The sequence below is a fragment of the Deminuibacter soli genome (assembly GCF_003412455.1).
In the GTDB taxonomy this organism is placed as follows: domain Bacteria; phylum Bacteroidota; class Bacteroidia; order Chitinophagales; family Chitinophagaceae; genus Deminuibacter; species Deminuibacter soli.
On the sequence record NZ_QTJU01000001.1, the window covers coordinates 584,802 to 606,959 of the forward strand.

Below are 22,158 nucleotides of genomic sequence, written 5' to 3' on the forward strand. Positions count from 1 at the left end.
ACAGGCATTTTAACTAAGATTACATATTTCTGCGGTACTGGCCGCCTACTTCGTAAAGGGCATGGGTAACCTGGCCTAATGAACAATACTTCACTGTCTCCATCAGTTCGGCAAACAGGTTGCCATTGTTCACTGCTGTTTCTTTCAGCTTCAGCAATGCAGTTTCGGCTTTATGGTTATTGCGTTGCTGAAATGCATGCAGGTTTTGTATCTGTTGTTCTTTTTCCTCCGTGGTGCTGCGTATTACCTCGCGCGGGATTACTGTAGGTGAGCCTTTTTTATTGAGAAATGTGTTTACACCAACAACCGGCAGTTCACCGGTATGTTTCAGCATTTCGTACTGCATGCTTTCTTCCTGTATTTTATTGCGCTGGTACATGCGCTCCATAGCGCCCAATACGCCGCCACGTTCGGTAAGGCGGTCAAACTCCTGCAGTACAGCTGCTTCTACAAGGTTGGTGAGTTCTTCTATTACAAAACTACCCTGTATAAAATTTTCGGTGCGTGTGCTGCCCAGCTCGCGGTTAATGATAAGCTGTATGGCCATGGCCCGGCGCACACTGTCTTCTGTAGGTGTAGTTATTGCCTCATCATAGGCATTGGTATGAAGCGAATTGCAATTGTCGTATATCGCATACAAAGCCTGCAGCGTGGTGCGTATATCGTTGAAATCAATTTCCTGTGCGTGCAGGCTGCGGCCGCTGGTTTGAATATGGTATTTCAGTTTCTGGCTGCGGCTGTTGCCTTTGTACAACCCGTGGATGGCCTTGGCCCATATTCTGCGCGCCACACGGCCAATGACGCTGTATTCGGGATCCATGCCATTGCTGAAAAAGAAACTGAGATTGGGTGCAAAATCATCAATGCGCATGCCGCGGCTCAGGTAATATTCTGCATAGGTAAAACCATTGGCCAGCGTAAATGCAAGCTGGGTAATGGGGTTGGCGCCGGCTTCTGCAATGTGATAGCCGCTTACTGATACGCTGTAGAAGTTGCGTACGTTGTTATCAATAAAATAAGCCTGTACATCCCCCATCAGTTTCAGCGCAAATTCGGTGCTGAAAATACAGGTGTTCTGCGCCTGGTCTTCTTTCAGGATATCGGCCTGTACCGTGCCGCGAACCGACTGCAGGGTTATTGCTTTCAGCTGTTCGTATACAGCTGCAGGCAGCACTGCATCACCGCTTACGCCGAGCAGCTGCAAACCCAGTCCGTCATTGCCTTCGGGCAGGCGTTCGGGGAAAGAAGGGTTGTAATAAACCGGTGCGGGTGCATGCGTGTATAAATCTGCAATGGTTGCGTTTACTGTATCCCAGTGGTTGTTTTCCGTAATCCATTTTTCGCATTGCTGGTCTATGGCAGCGTTCATAAAAAATGCGAGCACCACGGGAGCCGGACCGTTAATGGTCATGCTTACCGAGGTTTTAGGATCGCAGAGATCGAAGCCGCTGTACAGCTTTTTGGCATCATCCACTGTAGCAATGCTGACACCGGCGTTGCCTATTTTACCATAAATATCCGGCCGCACAGCAGGGTCTTCCCCGTAAAGCGTTACACTATCAAATGCAGTGCTCAACCGCTTGGCAGGCTGACCGAGTGATACATAATGAAAACGTTTGTTGGTGCGTTCCGGGCCACCTTCACCGGCAAACATGCGCGTGGGATCTTCTTCAGTGCGCTTTAGTTCAAACACGCCGGCAGTGAATGGAAATGCACCCGGCACATTTTCCTGCAATTGCCAGCGCAGTATATCCCCCCAGTCTTTATAAGCAGGCAATACCAGTTTGGGTATGCGGGTGCCGCTGAGTGAAGTGGTGGTAACCGCCTGTTTTATTTGTTTGCCGCGCACCTCGTAGGTAAAAAAATCTGCCTGGTAGCGTTGTTGTAACTGCGGCCATTGCTGTAGTAAATCCTTACAAGATGCGTGGAGCGCTTGCTGATATTCCTGTTGCAGTTGCAACAGCTGCGGAATAGCAGCAGCAGCCGGTTCGGCCAGTACGCCATTTAGCTGGTATAGTTTTGATGCAATGCTGCTTTGTGCTGTAACCCATGCATCATGAGCGCGGCAGGCATCAGCAATTTCGCTGAGGTAACGCACACGCCTCGGCGGGATAATCATGGTTTCGGCGTGTGCCGTACCGGGTATGTATTGCCCTGCTGTTGCATTGAGTATTACACCTGTCTTCTCCTGTGTTTTCTGCAGCACCAGGCTAAACAGGTGGTTCACGCCGGCATCGTTAAACTGCGAGGCAATGGTGCCTGTAATGGGCAGCGATTCATCTTTCGCAGTAAAAAGCGTGTGGTTGCGTTTGTATTGTTTTCTTACATCGTGCAGTGCATCGAGGGCGCCGGCCTTGTCGAATTTGTTGATGGCGATGATATCGGCATAATCCAGCATGTTGATTTTTTCCAGCTGCGAGGCTGCGCCATATTCGGGCGTCATTACATATAAGCTTACATCACAAAACTGCAGTATGGATGCATCGTTCTGCCCAACACCTGCGCTTTCGAGTATAATCCAGTGGTAGCCCGCAGCCTTGCAAATATTGATGGCATCGCCCACATAGGCACTTAGTGCAGCATCGCTATCGCGCGTGGCCAGGGAACGCATGTACACACGCGGCGAGCTGATGCTGTTCATGCGGATACGATCGCCCAGCAATGCACCGCCTGTTTTTTTACGGGAGGGATCAACCGAGATAACGGCTACAGTTTTATCCGGACAGGCTTGCAGGTAACGCCGTACAATTTCATCGGTGACAGATGATTTACCGGCTCCGCCGGTACCGGTGATGCCCAGCACAGGTATATTATCTGCAGCAACCGTTGTTGCACTGCGTATAAAGGATAAGGCTGCGCCATTCAGCCCGTTTTCGGCCAATGTAATGGCGCGTGCAATGCGGCGGATATCTTTCCATTCGCCCAGCGGCGGGGCGGGAATATTTTTAAAATCGTGCTCATTGGCCAGCACTACGGTACTGCATTGCTGAATCACATCCGCGATCATGCCTTCCAATCCCATATGGCGGCCATCGTCAGGTGAATAAATACGGGTAATGCCGTATTGCTGCAGTTCCTGTATTTCTGCCGGTAAAATGGTGCCGCCGCCGCCACCGAATATTTTGATATGCCCGCTGCCATTCTGTTGCAGCAGATCGTGCATGTATTTGAAAAACTCCATGTGCCCGCCCTGGTAGCTGGTAATGGCAATGCCGTGCGCATCTTCTTCAATGGCTGCTTCCACTATCTCGTGTACACTGCGGTTATGCCCCAGGTGAATGATCTCGGCACCACCTGCCTGCATAATGCGGCGCATGATATTGATGGCAGCATCATGCCCGTCAAATAAACTTGCAGCGGTAACAATTCTTATGGTAGACTGGCTTACTGGTAACATATGGGGCAATTTCAATCGGGGCTAATTTACTGTATTCCTGGCAGATGTTAACGATCGTTAGTTTTTATATTTGGGAATAATATGCGCCTGTACACAGCTACAAATAAGATAATCAGTACCTTAAGCACCTAATTCTTGCAATATGTCATTTAAAGTAACCACTTTAAACACCGGCGCTGACGGCGTTATCCAATTGTGCAACCCGGATAACAGCTGTACAGCAGAAATTTACCGCTTCGGGGCCTTACTCAATGCTTTTTCGCTCAGTAAAAATGGGAACAGGTACAATGTAATTGATGCCTTCACCTCTCCGCAACAGGCACAGCAGGGAATAACCAGTGGTTTTAAAAGTGCCAGGTTAAGTCCGTTCACCTGCCGCATGCAACATGGCGAGTACACTTTTAACGGACAGGCTTACAAGGTAGAAAAGCATTACATGGGCCCGCATGCCATTCACGGTATTATTTACGATGCGGTGTATGATGTGGTACGCTCTGACGCCGGCGATGACTATGCTGCAGTACTATTGCAGTACGAATACCCGGGATCTGACAAAGGCTACCCCTACCCTTACAACAGTACGGTAGAATGGAAACTGGAAGCCGGTAACCGCCTTACCGTAACTGTAACCGTAACACATAAGAATGAAGTCGCCATTCCTTTTGCAGATGGCTGGCACCCGTATTTTAAACTGGATGTGCCGGTAGACCAATGCACGCTGCAGTTTGATGCACACACGATGGTTGAGTTTGACGATACACTGGTACCTACCGGCAAACTATTGCCAGATGAGCGTTTCAGCCAAACAACCAGTCTTAACGGCGTATCGCTCGACAACTGTTTTGTACTGGACCACAGCAAACCCGGCGCAGGTTGTGTGCTTGGCAGTGATGCCCTGCAGCTGCGTATTCAGCCCTCGGCGTCTTATCCGTACTTACAGATATACACACCGCCGCACCGCAACAGCATAGCCATTGAAAACCTCAGCGGCGTGCCCGATGCCTTTAACAATGGCATGGGTTTACTGCATATAAAAAAGGAAGAACAGGCCGTATTCAGCACTGCTTACACTATTCAATAAAGGAAGGACTATATAACCCGGCCGGCGAAGACCGGCCGGGTAAACCACTTACAGGCTTAATGTGGCAATTACACTGATCTCTACATTTACATTCTTTGGCAATGTACGCACAGCAACGGTTTCACGTGCAGGATAGTCGCCCGTGAAATACGAGCCGTACACTTCATTCACCGTTGCAAAATGCCCCATATCGCTCAGGAAAATGGTGGTTTTTACAACGTGCTCAAAGGTCACTTTCGCTTCGGTTAAAATAGCTTCCAGGTTTTTCATTACCTGGTGGGCTTCGTCTTTGATAGAACCTGCAATGAGGTCGTTTGTAGCGGGATCGATAGCTACCTGACCGCTCACAAACAGCAGGTCACCGGTTTTCACCGCCTGGTTATACGGACCTATCGGCGCAGGGGCCTTGTCGGTTTTAATGATTTGCTTTGCCATAATTTTTATTGTCTTTGGCAAGTTGCTTTATTTACTTGAACCATCCAACCTATTTTTGCAGCTTAAACTGTTTGTGCATGAAAATAGCGGTACGGGCCAGTCCCGCCCAGCAACAGGAGTGGCCGGGCCGGGAAAAACAAACGCCCGGTGTATATTTTACCGATTCGGCCGAAGACTTTTTACAACATGAAGCCCAGGCCTATGTTGATCTGCTGCACAACCCCAACCACCCTTTATCCTTTCCTGAAAATGCCTGTGTGGTATTGAACAGTGTTATCGAAACCTGTGACAGGCTTGCATTTGAGCACATACGCATCAATGCATGGCCTGGCTTTTTAGGAAGATCTGTTGCAGAGATTGCGGTGAAGAGCAATAGTTCAGCAGCGCAGGCAGCACAGTTGATGCAAAGCTTATCATGGGAATACGAGCTGGTTGCCGATATACCGGGAATGATTACCGCACGTACTGTGGCAGCCCTGGTAAACGAAGCCTATTTTGCGCTGGGTGAAGGCATCAGCACCGAAGCCGGGATAGATATAGCCATGAAACTGGGAACCAATTATCCCTATGGCCCTTTTGAATGGGCGCAAATGATTGGCCTTACCGAAATATACCGCCTGCTGCAACAATTAAGTATCACCAACACGCTGTATACACCAGCCCCTGCATTACAGGAGGCAGTTATGGCGGTTAAATTATAAACAATGGCACTCATTTTAAATATAGATACAGCTACGGAGTATGCAACCATCAGTATTGCACAGGATGCAGTGGTATTGCATACCGCAGCTACAGAAGAACAAAAAAACCATGCATCGTTTGTGCAGCCTGCCATTGAACAATTGTTACAGCAATCAGGTTATTCATTGCAGCAGCTCGACGCTGTTGCAGTAATGGCAGGACCGGGAAGTTATACCGGTTTAAGGGTTGGCCTTTCTACTGCAAAGGGTTTGTGCTATGCACTGAACAAACCTTTGGTAATGGTTGGCACACTGGAAGTAATGGCATTGGCGGCAATAGAAGCATATGCCGGAAAACCGCGCAGTAACAGGGATATTATATTTTGCCCGATGATAGATGCACGCCGCATGGAAGTATTCACTGCTATATACAATGATGAGTTACAGGCGCTGATGGACCCAACGGCAATGATTTTGGTCGAAAATTCGTTCCACGATTTTGCCAGTAGCCATATTATTGTATTTTCAGGCAGTGGAAGCAGTAAGTATAAAACACTTGTTTCCAACCCTAATTCAGTCGACTTCCTGGATGTTAGACATAGTGCAAGCCATATGGCGACCCTTTCTGAAAGGGCGGTTATTAAAGGATTGTACGCAGATCTGGCCTACAGCGAACCTTTCTACCTTAAAGAATTCTTTAGCACAACACAGCGGCCTTAAATATCATTTAAAATGAAGGTGTTAAGGCCTACGGGTGCTAATCATAACAATTAATTTATAATATCTTTACATGCGAAAACTTTTTTTTCAACAATCCCTATTGTATACCCGATGAATACCCTGCACCAAACTGTCACCATCAATGACCCCAATTCAAAAAGCGGGGTGAAAATTGACTTCATTCATTTGAAGAAGGCCGCTCTCATTTTGCGGGCACTCAACCACAAACTGCGTCAGCAAATGATCAAATTGCTGGATGAGCACAAAAAAATGACCGTTACTGAAATCTACGTGAAACTGCGCCTTGAGCAGTCTGTGGCATCACAGCACCTGGCCATTTTACGCAGAGCAGGCATTGTAATGACCACACGCGACGGAAAATTCATTTACTACGCCGTTAACTACAAACGCGTGCAGGAAGTGAGTGATTTTGTGGAACAATTGGTAGGTTAAGCTCTTTCTGGTTTTAACAAACTGTAAACCACTGAAATAAACAACGAAAAGGCTCCTCACGCACCGATTGCGTATCTTTGCCAAAAGTTTGTTTATGTACGTTGAACAGTTATACACGGGTTGCCTGAGCGAAGCAGCATATTACATTGAGAGTGAAGGAAAGGCGGCAATCATTGATCCAATGCGCGACATAGAATCCTATCTGCAACTGGCCCACCAACGCAATGCTACAATCCAATATATCTTTGAAACCCATTTTCATGCGGACTTTGTAAGCGGTCATCTCGACCTCTCCCAGGCCACGGGTGCCCCTATTATTTATGGCCCCGAAACAGTTGCTAATTTTCCTGTACACGTTGCAAAAGACGGAGAAACATTCACCCTGGGAAAAATAAGCCTGAAAGTTTTACATACACCAGGTCACACGCTGGAAAGTACCTGCTATCTGCTGAAAGATGAGCAAGGGACCGATTATGCCCTGTTTACAGGAGATACCCTGTTTGTAGGTGATGTAGGGCGCCCTGATCTTGCCCAGCAGGACAGCAATAACGTTACTACCAATGACCTGGCCGGCATGTTATACAACAGCCTGCAGCAGAAAATTATGCCGCTGGCTGATCATGTAATCATATATCCTGCCCACGGACCAGGCAGCAGCTGTGGCAAAAACCTGGGCCCGCACACGTTCAGCACACTGGGCGAGGAAAAACAATCCAACTACGCATTGCAGGCCAAAACTCCCGAAGAATTTGTGCAGCTGGTAACCGATGGCCTTACCGCACCGCCGCAATATTTTCCCATTAACGCGCAGATTAACAAGGAAGGTTATGAAGCCCTCGCTGATATAATGGAAAAAGCCCTGCGCCCTATGGACGTAGCAGCCTTCAAGGCACGCATGCGCCAGCGCAGTGCCGATTTTGTAATACTCGACACCCGTAATGCCGCCACTTTTACCCTCGGGTTTGTTCCCGGCTCGGTAAGCATTGGCCTGGAAGGACGTTTTGCCGAATGGGCAGGCAGCCTGTTACCCTTTAACCTGCCTATTTTGCTGGTAACTGAGCAAGGCATGGAAAAAGAAACCATCATCCGCCTGGCAAGGGTGGGTTTTGAAAATATTGAAGGTTACCTCGAAGGCGGGTTTGAAGCCTGGCAGGCAGCCGGTGAAGAAATTGACATGATCATTGATGTAGAAGCCGATGAACTGGCCATGGATCTGCCTTTTGACGATCACCTGGTAGTAGTGGATGTGCGCAAAGAAGTGGAATATGCCGACGGCCATGTAAAAGATGCAGTAAACATCCCGCTCAACACGCTGACAGACCCTGCCAGCATGGGCAACTTTAATGATGAAGACAACCTGTACATTCATTGCGCCGGTGGCTACCGCAGCGTAATTGCCTGCTCCCTGTTTAAACGCCAGGGCATACATAACCTGCGCAACGTATCGGGCGGCTGGGGCAAGATAAAAGAAGAAACAAAGATCCCGACAGAGAAGAATGCGGCAGTGCTGAACTAGAGAACAGCTGCGAGCATTTTATTATAGCGAATTAAACAACAATGCACGGAACTACGCCGTGCATTGTTGTTATGATGTGTACAGACTTCACCCTACTTTATATTATTGCAAGTTCAGGTAGCCTGAAGCTCGATGCCCGTAGCTGGTTGCTTATTCAATTTTTAAATGGCCATGCAGCTTTTCATCGTAGGCTACCTTCCAGCGGCGATGGCTCCAGAGGTAGTTGGAAGGTTGTTTGCGGATCGAATCTTCAATAAACCGGATCATTTGCCTGGTAATTTCCCCCTCGGGCAGTGAACGGGGATCGGTGGTGAGCAGCACCAGTTCGCTTTTATAATATCCCCGCTTTACCTTGCTGATATTGCCCATTACCACGGCCGTATTGTTCAGGTGTGCGCCGCGTTCAGGACCGCGTACGAAAGGCGCCATCTTGCCAAAAAACGGCAGCCAGTAAGCATTGGTGGCGCTGCCGGCATTCTGATCACCTACCAGCACCAGGCAGTATTCTTCTTTTGAATAAGTCAGGAAATCGCGCCTGAAACTGTTGGCACTGATGAGTTTGGTGCCGAAACGCTTGCGCAGGTGCACAAACAGGCGCTCAAACACTTTGTTTTTGATGGGCATATACACTACCAGGAAGGGATAAATGGTGTTAACGCTGTGTGCAGCATTGGCCATCTCCCAGTTAAAAAAATGGCCCAGATGTACCTGCACGCTCTGGCCGGTTAAATACAGCTCATCCAGCAATTGTTTGTTCTCGCATTTGAAGTGCTTGTTCAGCGTTCGTTCCGACATCGACAGCAACTTTACGGTTTCAATAAAATTGTCGATAAAACTGCTGTAAAACTCCTTGGCTATTTTAATGCGCTCTGCTTCTGTTTTCTCCGGGAAGGCGATCTGCAGGTTGCCCAACACTACGTCGCGGCGGTACTTGAAGCCATGATACAGCAGTAGGTAAATACCATCGCTGATGATATGCAATACCCGGAAAGGCAACAGGGAAACGAGATACAATAAGGCGTAAACAATGTAATACATGCAATGTCTTTTTACAACACAATGTTCTGCAGCTGATCGCTTTTGGCAGGATGGTCTGTATTAAAATGCAACCCGCGGCTTTCGCGCCTGAATTGTGCGGCTTTCACAATAAGGTAGCCAATGGTAATGAGGTTGCGCAGTTCGCACAACTGTGGCGATACCTTGGTGGTTTCGTACAGTTCTTCTGTTTCGGTATGCAGCAGGTCAAGGCGTTTCATGGCGCGCTGCAAACGAACATCGTTGCGCACAATACCTACATAATCGCTCATCAGCTGTTGCAGCTCTTTCAGGCTTTGCGTAATAAGGATCATCTCCTTGGGATCGGTGGTGCCTTTGGCATTCCAGTCGGGTATGCCTGTTTGAAAAGGAATACCATCTATGCGTGCGGCACTGTCTGCAAAACAGCGGTGGCCGAATACCATGGCTTCGAGCAGGCTGTTGCTGGCAAGGCGGTTGGCGCCGTGCAGGCCGGTGCTGGCACATTCTCCGCAGGCATACAGGTGCTGTATGGAGGTGCGGCCCCATTCATCGGTTTTAATACCACCGCAGCTGTAGTGCGCCGCAGGTGCTACAGGTATCATCTGCTCCATCGGGTCGATGCCGATGCTGAGGCATTTCTCGTAAATATTGGGAAAATGATGAATAAACTTGTCTTTGTCCATATGCCGGCAATCCAGGTACACATGCTCGGTACCCGCCAGTTTCATTTCACTGTCGATGGCGCGGGCTACAATATCGCGCGGTGCAAGGTCTTTGCGGTGATCGTAGCGTTCCATAAAGGCTTCGCCTTTTTTGTTGCGCAGAATGCCGCCGTCGCCGCGCACTGCTTCTGTAATCAGGAAGGAAGGTGATTCGCCGGGTTTGTACAGGGCGGTTGGGTGAAACTGGATAAATTCCATGTTTTCTATCCTGCCCTTGGCGCGGTATACCATGCCTACGCCATCGCCTGTGGCAATGCGCGGGTTGGTGGTAGTACGGTATGCCTGCCCGCAGCCGCCGGTAGCAAGCAGTGTAATGCGTGCAAGTATCTTGTCAATTTTATTGGTGCGCAGGTTTAATACATACACGCCATAACAGGTAATATCATGTGTGGCCTTGGTTACCAGGAAACCAAGATGGTGCTGGGTAATCAGGTCAACCACATAACAATGGTTTACCATTTCAATATTACCGGCAGCCTGCACTTTCGCAAGCATGGCCCGCTCCATTTCGCGGCCTGTAACATCTTTATGATGCAGAATGCGGTGTTCGCTATGCCCGCCTTCACGGCCCAGTGCATATTCGCCGTTTTCTGTTTTGTCAAATTCTGCACCGTAGCCAATCAATTCGCGGATGCGCTCCGGGCCTTCTTTCACTACAATTTCAACGATTTCACGGTTACACAGTCCGTCACCTGCAATCAGCGTGTCTTCAATATGTTTTTCAAAGCTGTCGTTTGCTTCGTCCCAAACCCCTGCAACACCACCCTGGGCGTACTTGGTATTGGTTTCATCACTCGCTGCCTTGGTAATTACCATGATCTTTTTATCCGGGTGTGCCTCTGACATCTTCAATGCAAAGGTTAAACCGGCAATGCCCGAGCCAATAACCAAAAAATCTGTCTGCATCTTTGTATTATTCTAAGCGTTATTCATTACCGGCTGTGGTTCTATCCAGGCGCCGCTTTCTTTCAGCAGGTCTATCAGCTCGTCTACCGCCACATCGCTCTCTACATTTCTTTTCACCACTTCTTTACCCCTGTACAAAGTAATTTTTCCAACACCGCTGCCTACATAACCAAAATCGGCATCTGCCATTTCACCCGGACCATTTACAATACAACCCATAATGGCTATTTTAACGCCTTTGAGGTGATTGGTTACCGCGCGTATTTTCGCGGTTGTTTCCTGCAGGTCGAATAAGGTACGGCCGCAGGAAGGACAGGAAATATATTCTGTTTTGGAAATGCGCGTTCTTGTAGCCTGTAAAATGGAGAAGGCTGTTGCGTTCAGGAACTGGTGATTGTTGCGGATGGCGATGTAGTTGCGGCCGCTCACTTTCACATTGTTCAGTTTTTTGGGATCGTTCATCAGCCAGATGCCATCGCCCATACCATCGAGGAACAGGGAACCGGCTTCTGCAGAAAACTCGATGAGCTGCTCATCGGCCGTTGTGCAATGACTTTCCACGCACAGTATTACGGGCGTGTGGATGCCTTGCTCCATCAGCTTCACAATGGTGCGGCGTACATCGGGCATGCTGTGTTTATTGGTGCTGAAGAAACAAAATACAGCCGTGGCATCCTGCGCAGCAGCGGCAAATATTTTCTGCTCCACTGCTTTGTCTATCGCATGCACATCTATACCAATGAAATTCAGCACTGCTGATTTTTCCTTTGCATCCAGGTATTCAACACCCTGGAACAAAGGAAAACACTGGCTTTTATCAGCAGCATGCTGCCAGGCGGCAGCGTCGGTAATAATTTTCAGCGTACCGGGCAAAGCAAAATCAAGCTGCTTGCCGGCTGTATAAATAAAATCGGCTGCACCATCACCAATATTCCATTTATCGGTTACCTCGTTGTAGGTATAACCGATAGCAGTTAAATCGGCTGGTACAATCGCTTCTTTCTGCATAAAATCCGCCACTACCACAGGCACATGGCCTGCGCCGATGGTACCGGCTTCCGTGGTTTTGCGGCGTTTGTATTCAAACGGGTTGTAAGGCAGTTTAATAACACCGCCTGTTTCGTGCAGCGGTTCAATGGGTGCGTGGCTTTTGCGGTGTACGTAACGCTTCACCAGGTCTTTACAAACCGGTATTTCAAACTCCGGATCTTCCGTTAAGCTTACGCGGATGGTATCGCCGATACCATCTTCAAGCAGGGAGCCGATGCCGATGGCTGATTTAATACGGCCGTCTTCACCATCACCTGCTTCTGTAACACCCAGGTGCAGCGGATAACATTCATTGAACTCCTGCTGCATTTGCTGAATCAGCAGGCGGTACGCCTGCACCATTACCTGCGGGTTGCTGGCCTTCATGCTCAGCACAATATTGTGGTAGCTTTCATTGCGTGCTATACGTAAAAACTCCATTGCACTTTCTACCATGCCCATGGGCGTATCGCCGTAACGGCTCATAATGCGGTCGCTGAGGCTGCCGTGGTTGGTGCCTATGCGCATGGCAGTGCCGTACTCGCGGCATATTTTCACCAGCGGGGTAAAGCGCTCGCGGATGCGTTCAATTTCTTCGGTATATGCTGCATCGGTGTATTCGAGCAGTTCGAATTTCTTTTTGTCAACGTAATTGCCTGGGTTTACACGCACTTTCTCAACAATACGTGCGGCAATTTCTGCGGCGTTGGGCGTAAAATGGATATCGGCTATCAGGGGAACATGGTAACCGCGGCGGTGCAGTTCCTGTTTTATCAACTGAAGGTTTTCCGCTTCTTTTTTGCTGGGGGCAGTAATGCGTACCAGCTCAGCGCCTGCTTCAATACAACGGATGGTTTGCTCCACCGTACCAAGGGTATCCATGGTGTCGGTGGTGGTCATGGTTTGCAAACGTATAGGATGACCGTTGCCCAGTAACAGATCGCCTATTTTTACTTCCCTTGTAATGAACCGGTTATAGGCCGTAAGTGAATTACAATAAAATTGCATAATAATAAATCTGATGCAAATTTAGCGTATATCCGGCATCCGGCTTTTACCAATCTTTTTCGGTTTGGGTAAGGTTTCCTTTCTGCTTTTGCAGCTGGCGCTGCAGTTGTTTTTCGTTCTCGCTGAGGTTACGCAGCAGCTGTTCAGCCTGTTGTGGTGTTAGCTTGCTATTGCTTTGCGGTTGCTGCTGCTGTTTTTGCTGGTTGTTCTGCGGCTTTTGCTGCTGTTTGGGGTTCTGCTGCGGGTTCTGGTTCTGGTTCTGCTGCTGTTTCAGATCGTTGATTGCTTTTTGCAGGTTTTCCCTTGCATTGTCATCGTTGGGTGCATAACGCAGCGACTGCTTAAATGCATCTATGGCCTCCGGCAGTTTTTTATCCCTGGCCAGGGCAAGTCCTTTGTTGTAATTGCTGTTGGTTTGCAGGGAAGAATCTGCTTCTTTGCCCACACCATCGTATACTTTGGCAGCATCAGCAAATTTTTTCTGCATCATTAATGCATTGCCCAGGTTGTATTGTGCTTTTGTATTGGCCGGGTCTTTCTCCAGTGCCTTTTTATAATCTTCTTCTGCTTTGGCATAATCGCCTTTGGTGTATTGCTGGTTCCCTTTTTTTACAGCAGCATTCGATGCATTGCTCACTGCATGCTGCTGCGGTTGTTGCTGGGCCTGTACCAGGCTGCCTGCCAGTAATAAGAATGCTGTATACAACAACTGCCTCATAGGATACCGGGTTTAACTTCAGGAATAAACATTTCGGTGATCAGCAAAGCAATACACAATGCCAGGAACAAAGGAAAAAAAGAAGTGTACCGCCTGTTGTCTGTTGCGTTCACCAGTTTTTTATCGAGTTTGTTCATATCTGCAAACACGGCATCGGCCACACCGGCTGAATTATCGAGCCGGAAGTATTGACCGTTTGTTTGTGTGGCGATATCTGTGAGTTCTTTTTCGTTGAGTTTGGAAATCACGGTCTGGCCGTTTTCATCGCGTTTGTAGTCATTGGCACCCGGCTCCATAATCGGCGATCCTTCGGGTGTGCCGATGCCGACTGTATATACAACTACACCATGATCATTGAGCAGTTTAATGGCTTCTTCCGATTTGGGATCATGATCTTCCCCGTCTGAAATAAGCACTACGGCTTTGTATTTTTTTTGCTTTGTATCCAGTGAATTATCGCATAAACGCAGCGCATCACCCAGCTGCGTACCCTGTACAGGCACCGCATCCGGACTTGCATTGCTTACAAACAGTTTGGCAGCTGCCACATCGCCGGTTAAGGGCATTTGCAGGTAAGCCTGGCCGGCAAAAACCACGAAACCTACACGGTCATCTCCCAGCCGGTCAATCAGCAGGTTTACAAACTGCCTTGCCTTTTCCAGGCGCGAAGGTTTGATGTCTTCACTCAGCATGCTTTTACTTACATCCAGCGCGATCATTACATCGATACCTGCTTTTTTTTCTGAACCACCCTGCTCCGGTTTGCGCAGGTTGGCCAGTGCGGCCACTCCCAGCACAATGGCCAGCAACACAATCAGGAATTTGAGCAGGAACAGCCGTGCAGAATAGGTTTTGGTAAGCGAATTCACCAGCGCCTCATCACCCAGCGCTTTCTTTACACGGGTTTTCCAGCGCAGTACCAGCACAAACAGCAGCGCCAGCGGTAGTAATACCAGCAAACCGCTTAACATTTCAATATGTTCGAATGATAGCATATGTAGTAGCTGCAATCTACAAGCATCAAGCCAAATAAACAAGCTGGTTTCACGGTTTGATGGCTGAATTGCTGCAACCATCAAAAGCGGCCCCGGGGCCGCTTTTTTATTTCTTTCCTTCAAAGAAGCCGAGCTGCTTCAGTATCCCGTTGAGAATGGCAGTGCGGGCTTTGGGTACATCAAGATCGTGTGCGCCTTCTATGTTTAAAGAGAAAAAATAGGGATGGCGGTTTTCTTCAATCCAGCCAACTGCCCATGCCTGGGCATGACCGTTTTCGCTGAAGCCCCAGCCGGTTTTGTAGCTGATGCTGTAGTTGGCATTGCTTTCCTGCAGCATCAGGCGTTTCACAATATCCTGGTTGCTTTTTTTACGGAAAGGCAGCTGGTCGAAGTACAATTTTTTTACCAGCCCCAGTTCTTCGTCGGCGGTAACCTTTAAACTGTTGTCGAGCCAGAAAGTATCAATCGCGGTTGTAATCTTCATTTTAGTAAAACGGGAACCATAACCCAGCGTATCCAGCCAGTGCTGCATGGTGTCTTTTCCAATGCGGCGGGCTACTTCCTGGTAATAAGGTATGGCTGAAGCCTTAAACGCTTCTTCCATCGTGAGGTCTTTATCCCAGTTTTTGGCGCTGTCGCCATTGGGATAAAAATGATGCACGCCATTCCAGGGTATGATCATTTTATCGCCGGAAATTACACCGGTTTCCAGGCCAATCAGGCTGTTCACTATTTTAAAGGTTGAGGCCGGTAAAAACACCGAATCTTTAAACCGTTTCAGGTTATATACCGTAAAGTGCCCCTGGCCGTTATCGAGCAAACCAAAACTGCCGGTAGTGTGCTGCTCGTCAAAGTATTGCTGCAAACTGTCGTCCGTGGTCACATTATTGGGCGAGCAGGCATGCAGCAACAACATTGCAGCAGCCAGCGGCGCTAAAAGAAACTTTCTCATACAATGAATTGTGGCGCAAAAGTAAGCCGAAGGGGTATATGAAGAAAATCAGTCTCAACACAAACGCATGCAATTATTTTACATATGATTGATTGTTTGAAATTCATAACTTTATATCATGAAAGCAGTTACACTGGAGCAGTTTTACAGGGAACAGTTACCGAAAGACCTGTCAGATACACTGCTGCACGAAATGCAGACGCAGAAAACAACCGGCAATTTTAATGTCTATCACCGCGACAGCGTTGCCTGCGGAGCAACTGCGGTATACAGCAGGCGCGATTTTTACAAGATATCACTTTCTATAGGCCAGGGCGCCCTGCACTATGCCAGCAAAAGCATACAGCTCGATAAACCTGCACTTATTTTCTCCAATCCCAACGTGCCGTATGCATGGGAAGCCACATCCGGCGAACAGAGCGGTTATTTCTGCCTGTTTACAGAAGATTTCCTGTACAACAAGGCAGAAAGCATTATGCATTCGCCCTTGTTTGCCATTGGTGGCAACCCCGTGTTTTTCGTGGATGAAATACAACAGGCCTTTATTGCCTCCCTGTTCCGGAAAATGGAGGATGAGATGAAAACGGACTATGTACACAAGTACGACCTGGTACGCAATTACGTGCAGCTGATTATTCATGAGGCCATGAAAATGCAGCCTGCCGAAAACTATGTGCAGCACACGAATGCATCGTCGCGCATTGCTTCGCTGTTTATTGAACTGCTCGAACGCCAGTTCCCGATTGATTCGCCTACACATATTTTTTCCCTCAAATCGGCCAATGATTACGCCACGCGTTTATCCGTGCATGTAAACCATCTTAACCGTGCTATCAAGGAAACAACCGGCAAAACCACTACAGAACATATTGCCGAAAGAATTGTAAAAGAGGCCAAGGCCCTGCTGCGGCATACAGACTGGAGCATTGCCCAGGTAGCCTACAGCCTGGGGTTTGAGTACCCGGCCTATTTCAACAACTTCTTTAAGAAACAAACCCACACCACACCCCTCGCCTATAAAACGGCAGCTGTTTGATTTTTATAATATTCCGTTTGATTTGCGCAGTGATGATCAGGCGCCGCTAACCTAGTTTTGTTGCAGAAAAATCACCGATATGCAATACAGAAAACTGGGAAACACCGGGCATCAGCTGTCTGCCATAGGTTTGGGCTGCATGGGAATGAGCATGGCTTATGGCCCCACCAATGACGAAGAATCACTCGCCACACTGCACAAAGCCCTTGACCTGGGCATTAATTTCTGGGATACCGCCGATATGTACGGCCCCTTTACCAATGAAGAACTGATTTCAAAAGTACTGGTGCAAAACAGGGACAAGGTTTTCCTGGCTACCAAATTCGGCTTCCGCTACCGGGAAGACAAAACCACGTATTTCGACGGCTCGCCCGCCTACATGCGCCAGGCTGTGGAAGGCAGTTTAAAACGCCTGAAAATTGATACCATTGACCTGTACTATGCCCACCGCATAGACCCCAAAGTACCGGTTGAAGAAATGGTGGGAGCTATGGCACAACTGGTAAAAGAAGGCAAGGTGCGTTACCTCGGCTTGTCCGAAGCCTCGCCCGAAAGCCTGCGCAAAGCCGCTGCCGTGCACCCTATTACCGCACTGCAAACCGAATACTCTTTGCTGTCGCGCGAGCCGGAAGCAGCCATTATCCCCACCTGCCGCGAACTGGGTATTACCTTTGTGCCTTATAGTCCGCTGGCACGCGGCATCATTACTGCCACCCTCAGCGACAAAGATGCGCTGGCAGCAAACGATTTCCGCCGCACATTGCCGCGCCTCAGTGATCAGCACTGGAACAACAACCAGCAGCTGGTAGCAGGCTTTGCAGCGCTGGCATCCGGTAAAAACTGCACACCCGCACAGCTCGCACTGGCCTGGGTACTGGCACAGGGAGAAGATATTATCCCGATCCCAGGCACCAAAAAACGCAACTATTTGGAGGAAAATGCAGGAGCAGTAGACATCCGGTTATCCAAACAGGATCTTGATAATATTGACGCATTGCTGGAACGTTACCCCGACACAGGCAAACGTTATGGAGAAGGAGCAATGGCGTTGGTGAATCACTAGAACTAAAAAAGGCCTCCCGCCATGCGAGAGGCCTTTTTTGCTATTTCAATACGCCCAGTTCTTTACCTACTTTGGTAAAGCCGGCGATGGCTTTGTCAAGATGTGCCTGTTCGTGGGCAGCGCTGAGCTGCACGCGGATACGGGCCAGTCCTTTACCAACCACAGGGAAAAAGAAACCGATCACATAAATACCCTCTTCCAGCAGTTTGGCGGCAAACTCCTGTGCAACGGTTGCTTCGTACAGCATAATAGGCACAATAGGATGGTCGCCGGGTTTAATGTCGAAACCGGCTTCGGTCATTTTGGTTCTGAAGTATTTGGTGTTAAATTCCAGTTTATCGCGCAGTTCGGTTGTTTGGGTAAGCATATCCAGTACAGCGATAGAAGCGCCGACAATAGCGGGTGCTACGGTGTTGGAAAAAAGGTATGGGCGGCTGCGCTGGCGCAGCATTTCAATCACCTCTTTTTTGCCTGAAGTAAAACCGCCGCTTGCACCACCGAGCGCTTTACCCAGCGTGCCGGTGATAATATCAATACGCCCCATTACGTTGCGGTATTCGTGTGTACCACGGCCGGTTTTGCCAAGGAAGCCGGATGAATGTGATTCATCGATCATAACAATAGCATCGTACTTATCGGCCAGGTCACATATTTTATCCAGCTGTGCAATGGTGCCGTCCATGCTGAAAGAGCCATCGGTAACAATAATGCGGCTGCGCAGGTTCTGTGTTTCCTGCAGTTTAGCCTCCAGGTCGTCCATGCTGTTGTGCTTGTAGCGGTAGCGCTGTGCCTTGCACAAGCGCACGCCATCGATGATAGACGCGTGGTTCAGCTCATCGCTGATAATAGCATCCTGCTCGTTGAACAACGGCTCAAACACACCGCCATTCGCGTCGAAGGCGGCTACATACAAAATGGTATCTTCTGTACCCAGGAAAGCGGCAATTTTCTGCTCCAGTTCTTTATGAATGTCTTGCGTACCGCAGATAAAACGCACACTGCTCATACCATAACCATGTGAATCAATGGCCTTGTGGGCAGCTTCAATTACTTTGGGATGTGAAGACAAACCCAGGTAATTATTGGCACAAAAGTTAAGTACGGTTTTACCGTTTACCACAATCTCAGGCCCCTGTTCGCTGGTGATTACCCTTTCTTTTTTAAATAACCCTGCGGCTTCAATTTCAGAGAGCTCCTGTTTTATGCGGCTGGCAAAATTTGCATTCATACATTCAATTTTTAAAGATGAGCAAAAGTAAGCGTTGGCAGATTTATTCGTCCTGTTCATCTTAAAATTACGCATACCATTGCGTGTACCTACATATATACCAGGCATTTGCGGCGTTAATCATTTTATAAAAAATTGTGCTGCGGCCGCTGTAACATTTTAGGGACTACCTTCGTACAGCTGTTGCAAATACATTTACACTTATGAGATCAAGATACTGGGTTCAATACAGCCTGCTGTTTGCCATGTGCTCGGGCAGTGTTATGGCGATTGAATACCACAAAGCCGTTTATCACAAAAAAAGCAAGGTGCAGTGCGATCAGTGCCGCCCTGGCTGCCCCATGTACCGGGAAGCGCCCAAAACCGGTGCGCAGACTGATTACATACTCTGGCACCCGGTGAATCGCTTTATCGGCTAAATTCAGTGATCCCCTTCCGAGGGGATTTTTTATTTTTATACCTGTAACATTTTTTCTGCTGTAACGTACAACTTCTGAAAATGGGCAACTAACGAATAGAAACACTGTTTATGACCGAACAAGATTACAATGAATGTGTAAACCTGTATGCTGACAATGTGTTCCGTTTTATTGTGAAAAACCTGCGGCACGAAGAAGATGCAAGGGATATCGTTCAAAGCGCATTTGAGAAATTATGGCGCAACCGTGATTCGGTTGAAACAGGCAAGCAGAAGGCCTATTTGTTTACCGTGGCCTATAACCAGATGATTGATCACCTGAGAAAAAACAAACGGATACAGCTGAAAGACGAGTTCAGGGAAGAAGCCAAAATACAATCCCAGCCCAACACGCAGGCCAGGAAAATACTGCAGGAAGCCCTGAAACGGTTAAATGAAACGCAACGCAGCCTGGTGATGCTGAAAGATTATGAAGGATACAGTTACGAGGAAATAGGCAAAATCATGAGCCTCAGCGAAAGCCAGGTGAAAGTATATTTGCACCGCGCCAGGTTAACATTGAAGAACTATTTGGTAAGCCCAGAAAATGTAATTTGATATGAACATCAACAGACAAAATTACGAACAATGGTTCCTGTTGTATGTCGATAGCGAACTTACTTTACATCAGCGGATGGAGGTAGAGATCTTTGCGCAACAGCATCCCGACCTGGCAGCCGAGCTTGAAAGCCTGCAGCAGGCCATACTGCCCACCGGCGACGACTACACATTTGACGCCAGCTTCCTGAAAATACAGCCCGGCGGCAAACTTGACATCAGCAATTACGAGGAGCAGTTTTTATTATACGTAGACAACGAACTGAACGAAGCCGGCAAACAGGCAGTAGAACAGTTTGCCGCACAGCACCCGGTATATGCCCGCAAACTGGAACAATTGCAGCAGGCCGTTTTACCGGAAGAAGTAATCGCCTGCCCGCGCAAATCAGCGCTGTACAAGGGTTCCGGGAAAATTATCCCGCTGTATATTGGCCGTTTTGCCGCTGCGGCCGCACTGCTGGGTATTATTGCACTGACCTGGCAATTCATGGGTAAACAGCAGCATAGCAGCGACCCTGTTGTTGCCGTAACCCGCACCAATACTGCGCAACAGCAGCCTGCAGGGCAGCAACCTGCTACAAGCAGTACAACAGGCGCAACGCAACAAACACCGGCAATGGCAGCAACCCATACCGGCAGCATCCGTGAGCCTAAACAACAGGAAATGGCCCGTGTAAACCAGCCTCGTACCAGCCCGGCGCAGCAGTCTGCACAACCCGTAACCACCGGCCCACCAACTGCCGCTAACATGGGCAATGCTACTGAACCTGCACGCACGCCCTTGCTGGCAGATGCATCTATTGCAGGAACGGCGGGTAATGTGAGCACACAAACACTGAACACCACCCTGCCGGCTGTGTCTGAAAAGGCAGTAACACCTGCAGCAACCACCGCGGCAGTGACCGCCTCAAACGACGCACCTTACCAGGAGCTTAATACGAATGAAGAAGAACGTGGCATTTACATAGGATCACTCGATATCAACAAAAACAAACTCAGGGGCTTTTTCAAAAAAGCAGGACGCATTTTTTCGGCTAAGGCTAAAAACGCCGCAGATGAAGATGGCCAGTTAAACCTCGCTAATATGAAAATCAATACCCGCCAATAACCCATCTTAAATCAGCATTCCATGAACAGATCTTTACTCATGCTGGTGGCCTTACTGGCCTCCCTGGGTGCCTTTGCGCAGCAAGACACCACCCGCAGCGGCAATCACCCGGACACCGTTCACGTAGGTAATTTTATTATCATCAAGAAAAACAGGGATCACAACAAAGACCGTGACCGCGATGTTTACACAGACACTGCCACGCAGAAAGATTCCACTTCAGGCTCACATAATTTCACCATCTCCATTGGCTCGCACAGGCGCTACCACCGCTCTATTGTAAGCACCAACTGGCTGATATTTGACCTGGGCTTTGCCAACTGGAACAACAAAACAGATTACGCTGCGGCACAGCAGGCAGGTTTCTTTAAAAACATTCCCTACAACGGGCATGGCGATAACCCGGTTGACCAGCACAGCTTTGATCTCAACAACTTCAAATCATCCAACGTCAACATCTGGCTGTTTATGCAAAAGCTGAACATCACCAGTCATATGCTGAACCTGAAATACGGGCTTGGACTGGAAATGTTCAATTACCGTTTTGATTCGCGCATCAGCTTCCGCAACGAGCCGGAACCTTTTGTATACAACGATTCCATCAGCTTTAAAAAGAACAAACTGTATGTAGGCTATGTGACCATACCGCTGATGCTGAACTTTAACAGCAGCCCTTACCGCGACCGTGGTTTCAGCATCAGTGCGGGTATCAGCGCAGGTTATCGTGTGGGCAGCCGCAACAAGCAGGTAAGCCAGGAACGCGGCAAGGTAAAGTACCGCGGCAATCTTGACCTGGAAGACTGGCGTGTGGCCAGCGTAGCAGAAATTGGTTTCGGCCCTATCCGGCTGTATGGTTCATATGCACTAAGCACGCTGTTTAAGAAAGATAAAACAGGCCTGGAACAGTATCCTTACACCATGGGCATCCGCTTCAGCAACTGGTAGCATGCAAACACACCCGTTAACATTTTTATAAAAAAGAGCGCCCGCATACGGCGCTCTTTTATTTTCGTTCGGTAATAAGGCTGCCTGTTTTTACGGAATATTTTTTGCAGGGGCACATACGCAAAATTGAATCC

The 22,158-nt window shown here is 48.5% G+C and carries 20 protein-coding genes; 11 read left to right on the forward strand and 9 right to left on the reverse strand.

Going from position 1 to position 22,158, the window contains the following annotated elements:
* Nucleotides 1-19: 19 nt before the first annotated feature.
* The gene (locus DXN05_RS02460; protein ID WP_116845613.1) at nucleotides 20-3,397 is read right to left on the reverse strand and encodes a methylmalonyl-CoA mutase family protein; all 3,378 of its coding nucleotides are present in this window, start codon (nucleotides 3,395-3,397) and stop codon (nucleotides 20-22) included.
* A 142-nt stretch (nucleotides 3,398-3,539) separates the two neighbouring features.
* On the opposite strand from DXN05_RS02460, the gene DXN05_RS02465 reads away from it, so the two are divergent.
* Complete coding sequence (locus DXN05_RS02465) at nucleotides 3,540-4,478, forward strand: aldose 1-epimerase (RefSeq protein WP_116845614.1); 939 nt, start codon at nucleotides 3,540-3,542, stop codon at nucleotides 4,476-4,478.
* 48 nt (nucleotides 4,479-4,526) lie between these two features.
* Here the strand turns inward: DXN05_RS02465 and DXN05_RS02470 are convergent, their stop codons facing one another.
* On the reverse strand, nucleotides 4,527-4,913 hold the full coding sequence (locus DXN05_RS02470; RefSeq protein ID WP_116845615.1) for a RidA family protein: 387 nt from the start codon (nucleotides 4,911-4,913) through the stop codon (nucleotides 4,527-4,529).
* A gap of 77 nt (nucleotides 4,914-4,990) precedes the next feature.
* Here DXN05_RS02470 and DXN05_RS02475 point away from each other — a divergent pair, with 77 nt between their 5' ends.
* From DXN05_RS02475 to DXN05_RS02490, 4 genes are all read left to right on the forward strand, one after another.
* Entirely contained in the window at nucleotides 4,991-5,614 is a 624-nt protein-coding gene (locus DXN05_RS02475) for a 3-hydroxyacyl-CoA dehydrogenase family protein (protein ID WP_116845616.1), read from the forward strand.
* Nucleotides 5,615-5,617: 3 nt separating this feature from the next.
* The gene (tsaB, locus tag DXN05_RS02480; protein ID WP_116845617.1) at nucleotides 5,618-6,313 is read left to right on the forward strand and encodes a tRNA (adenosine(37)-N6)-threonylcarbamoyltransferase complex dimerization subunit type 1 TsaB; all 696 of its coding nucleotides are present in this window, start codon (nucleotides 5,618-5,620) and stop codon (nucleotides 6,311-6,313) included.
* 111 nt (nucleotides 6,314-6,424) lie between these two features.
* Nucleotides 6,425-6,766, forward strand: coding sequence for an ArsR/SmtB family transcription factor (locus DXN05_RS25120; RefSeq protein ID WP_116845618.1), 342 nt, complete (start codon nucleotides 6,425-6,427; stop codon nucleotides 6,764-6,766).
* Nucleotides 6,767-6,860: 94 nt separating this feature from the next.
* Complete coding sequence (locus tag DXN05_RS02490) at nucleotides 6,861-8,282, forward strand: MBL fold metallo-hydrolase (RefSeq protein ID WP_116846367.1); 1,422 nt, start codon at nucleotides 6,861-6,863, stop codon at nucleotides 8,280-8,282.
* Between the two features lie 150 nt (nucleotides 8,283-8,432).
* Here the strand turns inward: DXN05_RS02490 and DXN05_RS02495 are convergent, their stop codons facing one another.
* From DXN05_RS02495 to DXN05_RS02520, 6 genes are all read right to left on the reverse strand, one after another.
* Nucleotides 8,433-9,320 carry a lysophospholipid acyltransferase family protein gene (locus tag DXN05_RS02495; RefSeq protein WP_116845619.1) on the reverse strand — a complete coding sequence of 296 codons (888 nt, stop codon included), beginning with the start codon at nucleotides 9,318-9,320 and terminating at the stop codon, nucleotides 8,433-8,435.
* Nucleotides 9,321-9,331: 11 nt separating this feature from the next.
* Complete coding sequence (gene nadB, locus DXN05_RS02500; protein WP_116845620.1) at nucleotides 9,332-10,927, reverse strand: L-aspartate oxidase; 1,596 nt, start codon at nucleotides 10,925-10,927, stop codon at nucleotides 9,332-9,334.
* Nucleotides 10,928-10,939: 12 nt separating this feature from the next.
* Nucleotides 10,940-12,964 (reverse strand): (E)-4-hydroxy-3-methylbut-2-enyl-diphosphate synthase, encoded by a 2,025-nt coding sequence (gene ispG / locus DXN05_RS02505; RefSeq protein WP_116845621.1) that lies wholly within the window; start codon nucleotides 12,962-12,964, stop codon nucleotides 10,940-10,942.
* A gap of 46 nt (nucleotides 12,965-13,010) precedes the next feature.
* Entirely contained in the window at nucleotides 13,011-13,682 is a 672-nt protein-coding gene (locus DXN05_RS02510; protein ID WP_116845622.1) for a tetratricopeptide repeat protein, read from the reverse strand.
* A complete protein-coding gene (locus tag DXN05_RS02515) occupies nucleotides 13,679-14,677 on the reverse strand; it encodes a VWA domain-containing protein (protein WP_116845623.1) in 999 nt (332 codons plus the stop codon). The genes DXN05_RS02510 and DXN05_RS02515 overlap by 4 nt, the downstream gene beginning before the upstream one ends.
* A gap of 106 nt (nucleotides 14,678-14,783) precedes the next feature.
* Nucleotides 14,784-15,629 (reverse strand): penicillin-binding transpeptidase domain-containing protein, encoded by an 846-nt coding sequence (locus DXN05_RS02520; protein ID WP_116845624.1) that lies wholly within the window; start codon nucleotides 15,627-15,629, stop codon nucleotides 14,784-14,786.
* Nucleotides 15,630-15,747: 118 nt separating this feature from the next.
* Here DXN05_RS02520 and DXN05_RS02525 point away from each other — a divergent pair, with 118 nt between their 5' ends.
* Together DXN05_RS02525 and DXN05_RS02530 are read left to right on the forward strand one after the other, a co-directional pair.
* Nucleotides 15,748-16,665, forward strand: a complete 918-nt coding sequence (locus DXN05_RS02525; protein ID WP_116845625.1) for a helix-turn-helix domain-containing protein — start codon at nucleotides 15,748-15,750, stop codon at nucleotides 16,663-16,665.
* A 79-nt stretch (nucleotides 16,666-16,744) separates the two neighbouring features.
* Nucleotides 16,745-17,728, forward strand: a complete 984-nt coding sequence (locus DXN05_RS02530; RefSeq protein ID WP_116845626.1) for an aldo/keto reductase — start codon at nucleotides 16,745-16,747, stop codon at nucleotides 17,726-17,728.
* A 40-nt stretch (nucleotides 17,729-17,768) separates the two neighbouring features.
* On the opposite strand, the gene kbl is transcribed toward DXN05_RS02530, so the two are convergent.
* On the reverse strand, nucleotides 17,769-18,956 hold the full coding sequence (gene kbl / locus DXN05_RS02535) for a glycine C-acetyltransferase (RefSeq protein WP_116845627.1): 1,188 nt from the start codon (nucleotides 18,954-18,956) through the stop codon (nucleotides 17,769-17,771).
* Nucleotides 18,957-19,159: 203 nt separating this feature from the next.
* Here kbl and DXN05_RS02540 point away from each other — a divergent pair, with 203 nt between their 5' ends.
* From DXN05_RS02540 to DXN05_RS02555, 4 genes are all read left to right on the forward strand, one after another.
* Nucleotides 19,160-19,375 carry a hypothetical protein gene (locus tag DXN05_RS02540; protein WP_116845628.1) on the forward strand — a complete coding sequence of 72 codons (216 nt, stop codon included), beginning with the start codon at nucleotides 19,160-19,162 and terminating at the stop codon, nucleotides 19,373-19,375.
* Nucleotides 19,376-19,485: 110 nt separating this feature from the next.
* Nucleotides 19,486-19,971, forward strand: coding sequence for an RNA polymerase sigma factor (locus tag DXN05_RS02545; protein WP_116845629.1), 486 nt, complete (start codon nucleotides 19,486-19,488; stop codon nucleotides 19,969-19,971).
* Between the two features lies 1 nt (nucleotide 19,972).
* A complete protein-coding gene (locus tag DXN05_RS02550) occupies nucleotides 19,973-21,079 on the forward strand; it encodes an anti-sigma factor (protein ID WP_116845630.1) in 1,107 nt (368 codons plus the stop codon).
* Nucleotides 21,080-21,100: 21 nt separating this feature from the next.
* Nucleotides 21,101-22,024 (forward strand): outer membrane beta-barrel protein, encoded by a 924-nt coding sequence (locus DXN05_RS02555; protein WP_116845631.1) that lies wholly within the window; start codon nucleotides 21,101-21,103, stop codon nucleotides 22,022-22,024.
* Nucleotides 22,025-22,158: the final 134 nt, after the last annotated feature.